Origin of the sequence: Geomonas oryzisoli (genome assembly GCF_018986915.1) — a bacterium.
Classification (GTDB): Bacteria; Desulfobacterota; Desulfuromonadia; order Geobacterales; family Geobacteraceae; genus Geomonas; species Geomonas oryzisoli.
On sequence record NZ_CP076723.1, the window covers coordinates 2960035 to 2974128 of the forward strand.

Sequence of the window (14094 nt, forward strand, 5' to 3'; positions counted from 1 at the left end):
GGTCAGGTTCTATGTTCTTTGTTCCCTTCCTGATGGCTCCGACGTCAGTGCTAATGCGTCTTTTTGGAAGCCGCCTCGGTTCTCAACGTAGAACGTAGAACATAGAACGTAGAACTGCCTTTTTATTTGCCCTGGAACTGCGCCTTGCGCTTCTCGACGAAGGCGCCCATGCCTTCCTTCTGATCCTCGGTGGCGAAGAGGACTCCGAAGAGGGAGCTCTCGTAGCGGAAGCCGTCCTCTTTGGTCATGTTGAGACCGTTGACGATGGCGTTCTTGGCGTAGCCGACGCCGAGACTGCCGTTTTTGGCGATCTCCCGCGCCAGATCCAGGGCCTTCGCCGCAAGCTCCGCCTGCGCGACGACTTCGTTGACGACACCCCAGGCGAGCGCTTTCTGCGCGTTGATCATCCTGCCGCTCAGGACCAGCTCTTTGGCCCGGTTGGGGCCGATGAGCCGGGAGAGGTTCTGGGTGCCGCCGAAACCGGGGATGATCCCCAAGGTGACTTCGGGGAAGCCGAGCTTGGCGTTGTCGGAGGCGTAGATCACGTCGCAGGCGAGAGCCAGCTCCAGCCCGCCGCCAAGGGCGTAACCGTTCACGGCGGCGATGACCGGCTTGCTCATCTTCTCGATGAAGAGCATGACCCGCTGCCCCTGGAGGGCGAAACGGTGCCCCTCGAAGGAGGTCATCTCCGCCATTTCCTTGATGTCCGCGCCGGCGACGAAGGCCTTTTCACCGGCTCCGGTGAGGATGACGACCCGCACGGCGTTGTCCTGCTCCAGCTTGTAGAGGGTGCACTCCAGCTCCCCGAGAACCTGGCTGTTCAGCGCGTTCAGACTCGCCGGGCGGTTCACCGTGACGGTCGCCACTCCCTCGGCGATATCGCAAAGGATGTTCTGGTTTTCCATGATGATCGCTCCCCGGGCCTAGCCCTGATAGTCGTAGAATCCCTTGCCCGATTTCTTGCCGAGATACCCGGCGTTGACCATGTTCACCAGGAGCGGACAGGGGCGGTACTTGGGATCCTTGAAGCCGTCATGCAGGACGTTGCAGATGGCGAGCACGGTGTCGAGCCCGATGAAGTCAGCGAGGACCAGCGGCCCCATGGGCTGGTTGGTGCCGAGCTTCATCCCCTTGTCGATGTCCTCGGCGGTGGCGATCCCCTCGTAGAGCGCGAAGATGGCCTCGTTGATCATCGGGATCAGCACCCGGTTGACGATGAAGCCGGGGTAGTCGTTGGCAACGGCCATCTCCTTGCCCAGGCGCGCAACCAGGGCGCCTATGGCCTGGAAGGTCTCCTCGCTGGTGCCCAGTCCCCGGATCACTTCGACCAGTTGCATGATCGGCACCGGGTTCATGAAGTGCATGCCGATCACCTTGTCCGGACGCCTGGTGCAGGCCGCGATGCGGGTGATGGAGATCGAGGAGGTGTTGGAAGCGAGGATCGTCTCCTGCGCCACGATCTCGTCCAGCTTCTTGAACAGTTCGAATTTCAGGTTCTCGTTCTCGGTGGCCGCCTCCACCACCAGGTCGCACTGGGCGAAGTCCTTGAGTTCCTTGGTGGCGGTGATGCGTGTCATGATCCCTTCGATGCTGGTGGTGAAAATCACCCCTTTCCTCGCCTGCCGCTCCAGGTTCTGCTCGATCGATCTGAGCGCCTTGTCCAGCTGGGCCTGGGAGATGTCGTAAAGCAGGACCTGATATGCGTGCTGGGCGAAGACGTGGGCGATGCCGCTTCCCATCTGCCCGGCCCCGATGACGCCTATTACCTTGAACATGTGAACCTCCTGTCGAAGTTGGATTTCTGGAAAAGTACGGATCAGACCCGCTCGAATACCACCGCGACCGCCTCGCCGCCGCCGATGCAGAGCGTGGCCAGGCCGTAGCGGGCCTGGCGCCGGTGCAGTTCACGGACCAGCGTCGCGGCGAGCCTGCCGCCGCTGGCGCCGATGGGATGACCGATGGCGCAGGCGCCGCCGTTCACGTTCACCTTTTCCGGGTCCAGGGCGAGCTCCTTGATGGCGATCAGCGCCACCGTGGCGAAGGCTTCGTTGATCTCGAAGAGGTCGATGTCCGAGGTCTTCAACCCGGCCTTGGCGCAGGCGACCTCGATGGCGCCCACCGGAGCCTCGGTGTAGCGCTCGGGATGGAGGCTGCAGGTGGCGTGGGCCACGATGCGCGCCCTGGGCTTCAGGTTCAGGCGCTTCACGGCGTCGGCGCCGGCCAGCAGGGAAAACGCGGCGCCGTCGTTGATGGTCGAGGCGTTGGCGGCTGTGATGGTGCCGTCCTTCCTGAAGACCGGCTTCAGGGTGGGGAGCTTGCCGAAGTCGACCTTGAACGGCTCCTCGTCCTCGGCCACGGTCACCTCGCCGCCACGCGCCTTTTTCAGCACCGGCACGATTTCGTCCTTTAAGATGCCGCCCCTAACCGCCTCCTGCGCCTTTGCGTAAGAGCGGGTGGCGAACTGGTCCTGGACCTCGCGGGAAAGGGCGTGCCGCGCGGCGGCCTCTTCGGCGATGTCCCCCATGTGCCGCCCGGAGTACGGGTCCTGCAGGCCGTCGTAGATCATGAGGTCGATGAGCTCGCCGTGCCCCATGCGGTAGCCGTAGCGCGCCTTCTTGAGAACGAAGGGGGCGAGCGACATGTTCTCCATCCCCCCCGCGATGACGATTTCAGAATCGCCCAACATGATGGAACCGGCGCCGAGCATGATTGACTTCAGGCCGCTGCCGCAGACCTTGTTGATGGTCATGGCGTGCGTCGCGTCGGGGATGCCCGCGTAGCGCATGGCCTGGCGGGCGGGCGCCTGCCCCACCCCGGCACTGAGCACCTGCCCGGCGATGACCTCGTCAACCTGGGACGGGTTCAGGTCCGCTCGCTCCAGGAGCGCCTTTATCACGGTCCCCCCCAGCACGGGTGCCTCCACCTCGGAGAGGGAGCCGCCAAAAGAGCCAAAAGGGGTTCTCAGTGATTCGACAATGAAGACGTCTTGCATGGTTTCCTCCCGCGGTTGTTTGTGTTGTGTAGAACTTTATCTATCGTTTACGTAAAAGTCAAGCGAAAGTATAACGTGATTATAAATGCGTGAAATTATTTTACCACACCGGCGGCCACGCCGCAGCACGCCCCGGGTCAAACAAAGACCCAGTGCGCATGTTTACATATCAAAACGCACACTTGCAGGCAACAACCACAAAAAAAGGGCCCGCCTTGGCGAGCCCAACATTAAAACAAAAATTGTTTTTCGTGTTTACAGACAGACGATATTATCCGACAAATCCGTCAGTTTCACCCCTCCGTCGGGGGCCACAGCAAACGTGTTTTCGATTCCGATCACGCCGAGACCCGGAAGCACGAATTTTGGCTCGATAGCCACCGTCTGCCCTTGCTGCAGGGGAGATTTGAACCCCTGGGCCAGCACGGGGAACTCGTCCAGCTCGAGCCCCACGCCATGCCCTACGAACTTGGCGTTCTCGCCCGGCGCACCCATGAAGTTGCGGCCGAGCCCCGCACTCTCGGCCAGCTCCGCGGCCTTTGCGAACAGCTCCTCGCAGACCGCCCCCGGCTTCAGATTTTCGGCCAGGTGCTGCTGGATCTTAAGCGACGTGGCAAAGGCATGCTCCAGCTCGGGTGCGAGCGTTCCCACCACGAACATGCGGGTCATGTCCACGATGTAACCGTTGAAGACCCCGGTGTAGTCGACCAGCACCGGGGCATTCGCCTGGATGGCGTCGGTCGAGGCGCCGTGGGGGGAGGCGTTGGAGAGCCCCCGGCCGGTGACCGCGCCGTCGAAGAAGCCGGGATTGCCGGCGCCGGAGCTGACGGCGAGCCCCTGGAACAGCTCCTGGTTGTAGGCACGCATCCGGACGTACCCCTCGCCCCCCGCCTTGCGCAGCCGGTATTCGAACTCCGCGGCGAGGTCCAATTCGCGCATCCCCTCCTTCAGGAAACCGGGGATCTCCCGGAACACGTCGCAAAGCCGGGCGCCGCTTTCGCGCATCCGCTCCAGCTCCAGTCCCGACTTCACGCTGCGCAACTCCCGGTTCAGCGAGGAGATGTCGACGAACTCCACCCCCGGCAGGAGCTTGGCGTAGTACTGGTACTGTTGCACCGGCGCCACGTCGAAGGTGAAGCCGATCCGCTTCACCTGGGGCGGGAACAGGGAGGGGAATTCTTTGCTGGAAGGAAACGGGCGGGTGTCGTCGATGACGCTCTCCCCCTGGGCGCGGAAGTAGCTTTTGCGCACCACGAGGCGCGGCTTCCCTTCTGCCGGAATAAAGAGCGCGGAGTTCTGGCGCGTGCCGGAAAAGTAATAGATGTCGATGGGATAGATGAAGAGTGCGCCATCCACCTCGCTCTGTTTCAGCCTTTCCTGCAGCCTCGCTATCCTTTGCTCCGATTCGGTCTTGGTCAGCATGCTGCCCCCCAGTTGTTGTGATAGGCGATCTCCGCCAGTTCCTTGCGCGGCCGTGCCTTGGGCTCCTGGTCCGGGTACCCCAGCGGCGTCACACCGACCACCCGTATCCCTGCCGGGATGCCCAGCGCTTTCTTGAGGGTCGGCTCGTCGAAGAGCCCCATCCAGCAGGTGCCGAGCCCCAGGCCGTGCGCCGCCAGGCAGATGTGCTCGAAGGCGATGGCGGTATCGGCCACGTAATACTCGATGCCGTTCTCCACGCCGGACTGGGCCGGGTCGGCGCAGACCACGATGACTACCGGCGCCTGAGCCAGCGCCTTTTTCCCGGGGTTGTCATCGGGGAACGCGTCCAGCAGCGCGCTCCGCTTTCCCGTTGCGGAGAGCACCAGGAAGCGCCAGCACTGCATGTTCTTCCAGGACGGCGCCAGGCGCCCCGCGTCGAGCACCTGGCTCACCTTGTCCCACTCTACCGGGGTGTCCCGGTACTTCCGGATGCTTCTTCTGTCGTTTATGGCTTGGAATACGTCCATCGTGTTCTCCTGGTCTCGAATTCGAAGAGCAAAGGCTTCCCCCTCCCTGTCCCTCCCCCTCCGGGGGAGGGAACGTTGGGCCTCAAGGCTCCTCCCGCTACATGTTGCGCCGATACTCCCCTCCCACCTCGTAGAGGGCCCTCGTGATCTGCCCCAGCGAGGCGCACTGCACCGTCTCCATCAGCTCCGCAAAGATGTTGCCGCCTGCCACCGCGGTCTCCTGGAGCCGCTTCAGGGCGAGTGGCGCCTGGTCCTTGTGCCGCTCCTGGAACGCGCGCAGGTTGCGGATCTGCTGCTCCTTCTCCTCAACGGTGGCGCGGGCCAGCTCGCCGGGGATCTGGTACCCCTCTTCGCCGGCACGCGGGTTGAGGAAGGTGTTGACGCCGACGATGGGGAGCTCGCCGGAGTGCTTTCTCGCCTCGTAGAGCATGGACTCGTCCTGGATCCTGCTGCGCTGGTACTGGGTCTCCATGGCGCCTAGGACGCCGCCGCGCTGGTCGATCCGCTCGAACTCGGCGAGAACCGCCTCCTCCACGAGGTCGGTAAGCTCGTCGATGATGAAGGCGCCCTGGAGCGGGTTCTCGTTCTTGGCGAGCCCGAGCTCCTTGGTGATGATCATCTGCACCGCCATGGCGCGCCGCACCGACTCCTCCGACGGCGTGGTCACCGCCTCGTCGTAGGCGTTGGTGTGCAGCGAGTTGCAGTTGTCATAGAGGGCCATCAGGGCCTGCAGCGTGGTGCGTATGTCGTTGAAATCCATTTCCTGGGCGTGCAGCGACCGGCCGCTGGTCTGGATGTGGTACTTCAATTTCTGGCTGCGGTCGTTGGCGCCGTACTTCTCGCGCATCACCACAGCCCAGATGCGCCGCGCCACCCGGCCGATCACCGTGTACTCCGGGTCGAGGCCGTTACTGAAGAAGAAGGAGAGGTTGGGCGCAAAGTCGTCGATATGCATGCCGCGCGACAGGTAGTACTCCACGTAGGTGAAGCCGTTGGACAGGGTGAAGGCGAGCTGCGAGATGGGATTGGCCCCGGCTTCGGCGATATGGTAGCCGCTGATGGAGACCGAGTAGTAATTGCGCACCTGCTGCTCGATGAAGTACTGCTGGATGTCCCCCATCATCCTGAGCGCGAATTCGGTCGAGAAGATGCAGGTGTTCTGCCCCTGGTCCTCCTTGAGGATGTCGGCCTGGACGGTGCCACGCACGGTCTGCAGGGTGCGGGCCTTAAGCTCCGCATATTCGGCGGGGGACGGTTCGCGCCCCTGTGCGGCCCTGAACTGCTCCAGCTGCTGCCGGATGGCCGCGTTAAAGAAGAAGGCCAGCATGATCGGCGCCGGTCCGTTGATGGTGATGGACACGCTGGTCGAGGGGGCGCAGAGGTCGAAGCCGGCGTAGAGCTTCTCCATGTCCTCGACGGTGCAGATGGAGACCCCGCTCTCACCCACCTTGCCGTAGATGTCGGGCGGGAAGTCCGGGTCCTCGCCGTAGAGGGTCACGCTGTCGAAGGCCGTGGAGAGGCGCTTGGCGCCGTCGTCCTGGCACAGGTAATGGAAGCGCCGGTTGGTCCGTTCCGGGGTCCCCTCGCCGGCGAACTGCCGTTTGGGGTCCTCCTCGGCGCGCTTGAACGGGAAGACGCCGGCCGTGTACGGGAAGAAGCCGGGGAGGTTCTCCTTCATGGACCACTTGACGATCTCCCCCCAGTCCTCGTAGTCGGGGAGACAGACCTTCGGGATCCTGGTCCCGGAGAGGGACGTGGTGTAGAGCTCGGTGCGGATCTCCTTGTCGCGCACGCGGGTGACCTGCGCATCCTGGCGGTAGCACTCCTTGAGACCCTTCCAGCCGTCGATGATGCGCCGCGGCTCTTCCTGCAGTTTGGCGGAGAAGCAACCGATGACCTGGTCCAGCTCGGCGATGGTACCCTCCCCCTTCACCTCCCTCCTGGCCCCGGAGAGCTGGAACAGGGTCCGTGCCACGGCCGCCTGCTCCTCGACACTCTTACGGTAGCCGCGCACGCTCTGAACGATCTCCCCCAGGTAGTGCACCCGGTCCGGCGGGATGATGTACTGCTTCAGGCTCTCGCGCTCGGTGATCTGCAGGCGCGACTGCCACCCCCTCTGCTTCTTCTCGTTGACCCGGTCCAGGAGGGCCCGGTACAGCACGTTGGTGCCGGGGTCGTTGAACTGGGAGGCGATGGTGCCGTAGACCGGGAGTTCCGCATCCGGGATGTCGAAGAGGTTACGGTTGCGACGGTATTGCTTGCGCACGTTTCGTAGCGCGTCCTCTGCCCCCTTGCGCTCGAACTTGTTGAGCGCCACCAGGTCGGCGAAGTCCAGCATGTCGATCTTCTCGAGCTGGGTGGGAGCACCGAACTCGCAGGTCATCACGTAGAGCGAGACGTCGCAGATATCCACCACCCCGGCGTCCCCCTGGCCTATCCCCGAGGTCTCCACGATCACGAGATCGAAGCCGGAGGCGCGCACCACGTCGATGGCGTCGCGTATCGCCGCCGAAAGTTCGGAGCGGGAATCGCGGGTGGCCAGGGAGCGCATGTAGATCCGGTCGGTGTTGATGGAGTTCATCCTGATCCGGTCGCCTAAAAGCGCGCCGCCGGTGCGCTGCCGGGAGGGGTCCACCGCGAGGATCGCCACGCTCTTCTCGGGGAAATCCCTGACGAAGCGGCGCACCAGCTCATCGGTGAGCGAGCTCTTGCCGGCGCCGCCGGTCCCGGTGATGCCGACCACGGGTACGTCGCGCCCCATGGACCGGATCCGCTCCCGTACCGCGCCGTACCCCTCGCTTTGGTCGTGCACCGCCTGCTCGGCGAGGGTGATCAGGGTGTTGACCGCGCGGATGTCCCGCTCCTTGAGCCGCTCGATCTCCCGGTCGGTGTCGCGCTCCGGGCTGAAGTCGCACAGCTCCAGCATGTGGTTGATCATCCCCTGCAGCCCCATCCGCCTGCCGTCCTCCGGGGAGAAGATCTTGCTCACCCCGTACGCCTCGATCTCGCGGACCTCGTCGGGGACGATGACGCCGCCCCCCCCTCCGAAGACCCTGATGTGGTCGGCGCCGCGCTCCCTTAGCAGATCGCAGATGTACTTGAAGAACGGGACATGCCCCCCCTGGTAGCAGCTCACCGCGATGCCCTGGGCGTCCTCCTGGATGGCGGCGGTGACGATGGCGTCCACGGAGCGGTTGTGTCCCAGGTGGATCACCTCCGCGCCCGAGGACTGGAGCATCCGCCGGATGATGTTGGTGGCGGCATCGTGCCCGTCGAAGAGACTGGTCGCCGTGACGAAACGGATCTTGTGTCTGGAGCGATAAGGCTCCGCAGCGGCTATGTGCATGTCGTTTCTCCTTGTAACGTGGTCTTTACGGCTGCCCCGAGGTCAGGGTGAACTCCCAGGCGCACCAGAACTCCTCGGGGTGCGGGTCGGGGGGACAGGCGATGCAGCGGGTCGCGATCCGGGGATCGATGGTCCGGGCGAACTCGGAGTATTCCACGATGCCCACGGACTTGCAGGGGTGGTCCGGGAGCCCCTTGCGCTTGCGGGCGGACTGCACCCGGCAGTCGATCATCCGGAATACGGCCCGGGTGTCGCTCACCTCGATGCATTCCTGGAGGTTCAGCCTGGCGTAGAAGCGGTGCTTCAGGCACTCGACCAGTGCCGGGATGCCGCCGCCGGGCTTCATGGAGAGGCGCTCCATGATCCTTTTCGCCTCGATGGCCGTGAAGAGCCGCCAGGCGTCGGTGTCGATGTCCACCGCCACGTCCATGCCGTACTTCTTCTCCAGGGACTGGAACCAGACCCCGTCGTGGGCGAGCCAGTTCTTGGCGTCATCGACGATGATCCTGACCAGTTCCTCTTTGCTGAGGGAGTAGAGGAGCTGAATCCCCTCGTCTCCCTCCGGCTGCGTAGCGGCGGCTATCTCCTGCAGGTTGTCAGCGTGTGTCACGGGTTCACCTCCTTGTCGGTTGTGTTTGAAGCTCCCCCCTTGCTGTCCCTCCCGGAGGGGCGCTGCCCTGCGGCTCTATAGGGTGGAGAGCCGTGGGAAACTTTCCCCCTCCCTGTCCCTCCCCCTCCGGGGGCGGGGACGTGTTCGCGCCCGTTCCCCGGAGGCAGAAGACAACTCGCCTGCCTGGTGAAAGCCAGCGGGGCCCCTCCCCCCGGAGGGGGGAGGTCGGGAGGGGGGCCGTTTTGGGCAAAAGAGCTGGTGGCCGGCTGCCTTGGCGATGCCAGGGGCCGGTTTGGTGCAAAGGGCTAGTGGTCGGCCGCCTTGGCGATGCCGATGCCGGTATTCTGGCGCACGTCGATCTCGTCGAACATCTCCTCGGCACGGCGCTCCCTGAAGAGCAGACAGCCAAAGAAGGCGGCCATGAAGCCCAGCGGGATCGAGACGATGCCCGGGTTCTTGAGCGGGAAGATCGGGGCATCGAGCCCCACCATGGACTTGCCGTCCTTGTTCTTCACGTACTCGGCACGCGATTTCTCGAGGGCCTGCACTTCCTTCTCGGCCAGCACCGCACCGCCCGCCTGCTTCTTCTCCAGGGTCTCCACCACCTTCTTGGCGTCGGCCGCGATCTTCTTCGGATAGGTCATCACCGGCGAAACCATCACCAGGGCGAGTGCTGAGATGGTCCCCACCACCAGCCCGGAAACGATCCCGGCCGTATTGAACTTGCGCCAGAACAAGGAGAACATGATCACCGGGAAGTTGCCCGAAGCCGCGACCGCGAAGGCGAGCGCCACCAGGGCCACCACGTTCTCCTTCTCGGCCATGAGCCCCATCACGATGGCCGAGGTGCCCACGAAGAGCGAGGTGATGCGGGCCACCTTCACCTGCAGCTGCTGATCCGCCTTGCCGTCCTTGATGATGTTGACGTAGACGTCGTGGGCGATGGCGGCGGAGGCTGCCAGCACCAGGCCGGAGACGACGGCCAGGATGGTCGCGAAGGCGACCGCGCAGATAAAGGCGAGGAAGATGTCGCCGCCGAGGCTCCCCGGGCCGCCGCCCATGTGCTGGGCCAGGAGCAGGGTCGCCATGTTGCCCCCCTTGTCGACCGCCGAGATCGCCTGCGGGGTGAGGTAGAGCGCGGCGCCGAAGCCGATCACGCTGATCATGAAGAAGAAGCTGGAGTTGAGGAACAGGGCCACGATGATCGACTTGCGCGCATCCTTCGCGCTGGGAACGGTGAAGAAGCGCATCAGGATGTGGGGGAGCCCTGCGGCGCCCAACGCCCAGGCGAGGCCGAGCGAGATCTGGTCCAGGGGATTTTTGAGGAACAGGCCGGGCTCGAGGAACCTCTGGCCGTAGTCGACGCCGGGTTTTGCGATCACGTCCTTTAAGACGTTCATGCGCACGTGCTCCTGGATGGCGCTGTTGCTGACCACGTCCGTGAAGAAGCCGACCGGGTTGAAGCCCGCCTTGATGGCTACCAGCAGGCACAGGACAGTCGTCGCGCCCATGAGAAGCGATGCCTTGATGATCTGCACCCAGGTGGTCGCCTTCATGCCGCCGAATACCACGTAGGCGACCATGAGAGCGCCCACGCCGATGACCGAGACCCGGTACGGGATGTTCAAAAGCATCTGCATCAGCTTGCCCGCGCCCACCATCTGCGCGATGAGGTAGAAGATGGAGACCGTCACCGTCGAGAGCGCGGCGACCCCGCGCACCACCTTTGGGGAGCTCCTGAAGGAGAGGATGTCGCCCAACGTGTACTTGCCCGCGTTTCTGCAGGGCTCGGCGATGACGAGGAGGATGGCGATGAAGGAGAACATCGGCCCCACCGCGTACATGAAGCCGTCGATGCCGTAGAGCGAGATGAGGCCGGACATCCCGAGGAAGGACGCGGCGGACATGTAGTCGCCGGCGATGGCCCAGCCGTTCTGGAAGCCGGTGATCCCCCCGCCTGCGGTATAGAAGTCCGATGCGGTCTGGGTCTTCTTGGCGGCCCAGACCACGACCCCCATGGTGACGGCGATGATGAGCGCGAACATGCCGATGGTTATGCCGCGGTTGGGGGTGATCTTGGCCGGAGCACCACCCTTGGCCGGCGCCGCCGCGACCTTTGCCGCCGCGTTAGGAGCAGGAGCGGCCTGGGTCGCGCCGGTGGCCTGGGCAGGTGGGGCGGCGGCCTGGACCGGTGCGGCGGCGGTAGCGGTGGCCTGAGGAGCTGCGGCTGTGGCGGGCGCCTGGGCGCTGACGGCAGCCGCGCCGAACATCGATAGCGACAGTGCTACGGTTAAAGCGGCGATCCTCTTTTTCATATCTGGTCCCCCTCTTTGATTGATGGACGAATCTATTGCAAGGCTTCCAGCAGCTGCTTGGTGAGCCGGTCGAAGGTCTTGTTGGCCACGTGGGCGTAGTAGATCGCCACCCCGATGGCCATGACGAACTGGGACAGGATGAAGAGGTAGCCGAAGTTGATGGGGCCAATGACCTTGACCCTGAAGGCCTCGGGGAAATAGCCCGAGATGACCGGAAGCAGGAGGTAGTAGATGGTCGAGATGATCCACCAGCTGAAGAGGAAGTTTCGTTTCTTGCGCTTTAGCTCGATGAACTTGCTGTGGTTGGCGATTGCTTCCCATTGCTGTTTTTCCGACATGGCCGTCACTCCTTCTGTTAGGGTTACCAGTGTCTGAAAGCGGCGCCGCCGCTTCCGTCCTCATCCCCCCGCCTGCGCCGGGGGAGCCAATAGCTCCAGGAAAGGGTCGCGTGCTTCAGGGTGGGGCATAGCCGAACCGCGCGGAGAGGAGTTCGGCGCTCAGGCGCAGGGAGGGGATGATCTCCTGCTCCAGCCGATCTCCCAGCAGTCGAAACGACGGGCCGAAAAGCATCAGGGCGCCCACCACCTTGCCGGCGTAATCCCTGACCGCCACCGCCACGGTGACCACCCCGTCCCCCATGCCGCTGCATTCCACCGCGACCCCGTTCACCCGGATCTTTTCCAGTTCGACCCGCAAGGCAGCCAGGTCCGGACACCCGCCCCGGCTGCCGCGCCACCTCCTCCCGATCTGCTCCAAGAGGTCCCACGAATCGATGGCCCGCATCACCTTGCCGGCGGCGTTGGCGAAAAAGGGGAAGCGCCTTCCCACCAGCGGCTCTCCCCTCCCCTGCTGCAGGGGATCCACCAGGTCCAGCAGCAGCACCTCGTCCCCCTTGGGGATCGCCATGCAGATCGCCTCGTTGTGGCGGCGGGCCAGTGCCTCCAGCACCGGCCGGGCGTCCTTCAGGATGGTCACCTTCAGGTCGTCGTCGTGCTCGGACAGGACCGAGCGCACCAGCGGGCCGAGAAGCCGGTTGTCGCGGGCATTGTGCAGCAGGGACCGGGCGAGTTTCCTGGCCCGGCTTTCGTCGTACTTCCCGCTTTGCACCGCGCACGCCACCAGCCCCTTGTCCTCCAAAAGCGCCAGGAGAAGCCGTGCCCGGTACGGGGTGATGGCGGCCTGGCGCGCCAGCGCCGTCAGGGAACAGCGCGCACCCTGCGCCGCCACGATTTCGAGGAGCTCGACCGCCTTTTGCAACTCGTCGCGCGAAAGCTCACCTTTCTGCGTTTCCATCCGTCCACCTCAAAAGATGCCGGTTAGTTCCAGTTGTCGATCTTCATGGTCCCTTTTTCCGCCAGGTGCTGCTGCATCTTGAACACCTTGAAGAGCATGTGCGGCTCATGCCCCACGTTCAACTCGCAGCATTCCCGCTTCGCCCGCTCGTAGTACTCCTGCATCAGCGGCTTGTAGTCGGGATGGACGCATTTGGTGATGATGGTCCTGGCGCGCTCCTGGGGGGAGAGGCCGCGCAGGTCCGCGAGCCCCTGCTCGGTGACCAGGACATCCAGGTCGTGCTCGGTGTGGTCGACGTGGGGCGCCATGGGGACCACGCAGGTGATGCCGGTGGGGTCGGTCTTTGATGGGCGCGTCGACGGGGTGTGCATGATGGAGAGGTATGCGTTTCTCAGGAAGTCGCCGGAGCCGCCGATGCCGTTGATCATGCGGGTCCCCCCGACCAGGGTCGAGTTGGCGTGGCCGTAGATGTCGAACTCGACCGGCGTGTTCATGGCGATCACCCCCAGGCGCCGGATCGGCTCGGGGTTGTTGCTGATCTGCATGGGGCGCAAAACGACCTTCTGTACGTAGAAATCCCAGTTGTCGTAGAGCCGTTTGAAGCCGTTTTCGGAGAGGGAGAGCGAGGTGGAGGAGGCGAAATCGAGCTTGCCGGAGTCGAAGAAGTCCAGCATGGTGTCCTGGATTACCTCGGTCCAGACCTTCACGTTGGAGAAGGGTCCCTTGACCATGCCCCCCACCACCGCGTTGGCGATGTTGCCCACGCCGGACTGCAGCGGCAGGAGGTTTTTCGGCAGGCGGCCCGCCTTCACCTCGAACTGGAAGAAGTCGAGGATGTGGGCGGCGATCTGCTCGGAGGTCTCGTCGGGGTCGGATAAGGCGCGCCCCTTGTCAGGCAGGCGTGACTCCACGATGGCGAGGATCTTGTCCGGGTCGCAGGGGACGTAGGGGGAACCGATCCGGTCGTCCACCCTGCTGATCAGGTACGGTTTCTTGTAGGGAGGACGCTCGGTCATGACGATGTCATGGATCCCCTCGAAGGAGGGAATGGCGGTGTTGATCTCGATGATGAGCTTGTCGGAGTGCTGGATCACCTCGGTGGCGCAGCCGATGGAGCCCCCGAGGATGATGTGGCCTTCCTCGGTGATGCCGCTCGCCTCGATGAGCCCCAGGTCGAAGCCGCCCCCCCGCTCCTTGGTGTAGAACCCGTAGGCCAGGTCCTGGGCGTAGACGGAGAGGTGCTTGTCCCCCATGCGAACCGTGCCGTTGTTCACCTGCTTTTGCACCACCTTACCGGTCTGGTAGGGCCAGCGTTTGTCGGTCATCAGAAGCGAAGCCCAGCGGTCCTCGATCTCCGCGCCGATGGAGGCGCCGATGAAGAGGTTGAAGCGCATCTTCCCCTGGAGGTTGTGTTTCTCGACGTAATCGGCCAGGGCCGCCGGCACCACCTTCGGGTAGCCGACCGGGGTGAAGCCGGACCAGCCGAGGTCCATGCCGTTGCGGAAGAAAGGGATGGTATCCTCGGCAGTCATGATTCTCGAATGCAGGCTCGTCTTTCTGATCCTCTTGCGCAACTCGCTCATTTCAAC

At 63.9% G+C, this 14094-nt stretch carries 11 protein-coding genes; all 11 read right to left on the reverse strand.

Going from position 1 to position 14094, the window contains the following annotated elements; all coding sequences use genetic code 11:
• Positions 1 to 122: 122 nt before the first annotated feature.
• The 11 genes from KP004_RS12945 to scpC all read right to left on the reverse strand — a co-directional run bounded on the left by KP004_RS12945 (position 123) and on the right by scpC (position 14088).
• Positions 123 to 905: an enoyl-CoA hydratase/isomerase family protein gene (locus KP004_RS12945; RefSeq protein WP_216798949.1), complete on the reverse strand. Its 783-nt coding sequence runs from the start codon at positions 903 to 905 to the stop codon at positions 123 to 125.
• 18 nt (positions 906 to 923) lie between these two features.
• Positions 924 to 1775, reverse strand: a complete 852-nt coding sequence (locus KP004_RS12950) for a 3-hydroxybutyryl-CoA dehydrogenase (protein WP_216798950.1) — start codon at positions 1773 to 1775, stop codon at positions 924 to 926.
• A gap of 41 nt (positions 1776 to 1816) precedes the next feature.
• On the reverse strand, positions 1817 to 2992 hold the full coding sequence (locus tag KP004_RS12955) for a thiolase family protein (RefSeq protein WP_216798951.1): 1176 nt from the start codon (positions 2990 to 2992) through the stop codon (positions 1817 to 1819).
• Between the two features lie 255 nt (positions 2993 to 3247).
• Entirely contained in the window at positions 3248 to 4414 is a 1167-nt protein-coding gene (locus KP004_RS12960; protein WP_216798952.1) for a M24 family metallopeptidase, read from the reverse strand.
• Positions 4408 to 4941: a nitroreductase family protein gene (locus KP004_RS12965; RefSeq protein ID WP_216798953.1), complete on the reverse strand. Its 534-nt coding sequence runs from the start codon at positions 4939 to 4941 to the stop codon at positions 4408 to 4410. The genes KP004_RS12960 and KP004_RS12965 overlap by 7 nt, the downstream gene beginning before the upstream one ends.
• Positions 4942 to 5038: 97 nt before the next feature.
• Positions 5039 to 8287, reverse strand: coding sequence for a fused isobutyryl-CoA mutase/GTPase IcmF (gene icmF, locus KP004_RS12970; protein ID WP_216798954.1), 3249 nt, complete (start codon positions 8285 to 8287; stop codon positions 5039 to 5041).
• 25 nt (positions 8288 to 8312) lie between these two features.
• The gene (locus tag KP004_RS12975; RefSeq protein WP_216798955.1) at positions 8313 to 8897 is read right to left on the reverse strand and encodes a DUF6125 family protein; all 585 of its coding nucleotides are present in this window, start codon (positions 8895 to 8897) and stop codon (positions 8313 to 8315) included.
• Positions 8898 to 9202: 305 nt separating this feature from the next.
• On the reverse strand, positions 9203 to 11212 hold the full coding sequence (locus tag KP004_RS12980) for a solute symporter family protein (RefSeq protein WP_216798956.1): 2010 nt from the start codon (positions 11210 to 11212) through the stop codon (positions 9203 to 9205).
• Between the two features lie 32 nt (positions 11213 to 11244).
• Positions 11245 to 11550 (reverse strand): DUF485 domain-containing protein, encoded by a 306-nt coding sequence (locus tag KP004_RS12985; protein ID WP_216798957.1) that lies wholly within the window; start codon positions 11548 to 11550, stop codon positions 11245 to 11247.
• Between the two features lie 115 nt (positions 11551 to 11665).
• Positions 11666 to 12505: an IclR family transcriptional regulator gene (locus KP004_RS12990; RefSeq protein WP_216798958.1), complete on the reverse strand. Its 840-nt coding sequence runs from the start codon at positions 12503 to 12505 to the stop codon at positions 11666 to 11668.
• A gap of 23 nt (positions 12506 to 12528) precedes the next feature.
• Positions 12529 to 14088, reverse strand: a complete 1560-nt coding sequence (gene scpC / locus KP004_RS12995; protein ID WP_216798959.1) for a succinyl-CoA:acetate CoA-transferase ScpC — start codon at positions 14086 to 14088, stop codon at positions 12529 to 12531.
• Between the last annotated feature and the right edge of the window lie 6 nt (positions 14089 to 14094).

Excerpts from the sequence above, each read along its gene's own strand:
- KP004_RS12980 (WP_216798956.1), bottom strand. The coding sequence starts at position 11,212 with ATGAAAAAGAGGATCGCCGCTTTAACCGTAGCACTGTCGCTATCGATG.
- KP004_RS12990 (WP_216798958.1), bottom strand. The coding sequence starts at position 12,505 with ATGGAAACGCAGAAAGGTGAGCTTTCGCGCGACGAGTTGCAAAAGGCG.
- KP004_RS12960 (WP_216798952.1), bottom strand. The coding sequence starts at position 4,414 with ATGCTGACCAAGACCGAATCGGAGCAAAGGATAGCGAGGCTGCAGGAA.
- KP004_RS12965 (WP_216798953.1), bottom strand. The coding sequence starts at position 4,941 with ATGGACGTATTCCAAGCCATAAACGACAGAAGAAGCATCCGGAAGTAC.
- KP004_RS12985 (WP_216798957.1), bottom strand. The coding sequence starts at position 11,550 with ATGTCGGAAAAACAGCAATGGGAAGCAATCGCCAACCACAGCAAGTTC.
- icmF (WP_216798954.1), bottom strand. The coding sequence starts at position 8,287 with ATGCACATAGCCGCTGCGGAGCCTTATCGCTCCAGACACAAGATCCGT.
- scpC (WP_216798959.1), bottom strand. The coding sequence starts at position 14,088 with ATGAGCGAGTTGCGCAAGAGGATCAGAAAGACGAGCCTGCATTCGAGA.
- KP004_RS12950 (WP_216798950.1), bottom strand. The coding sequence starts at position 1,775 with ATGTTCAAGGTAATAGGCGTCATCGGGGCCGGGCAGATGGGAAGCGGC.
- KP004_RS12955 (WP_216798951.1), bottom strand. The coding sequence starts at position 2,992 with ATGCAAGACGTCTTCATTGTCGAATCACTGAGAACCCCTTTTGGCTCT.
- KP004_RS12945 (WP_216798949.1), bottom strand. The coding sequence starts at position 905 with ATGGAAAACCAGAACATCCTTTGCGATATCGCCGAGGGAGTGGCGACC.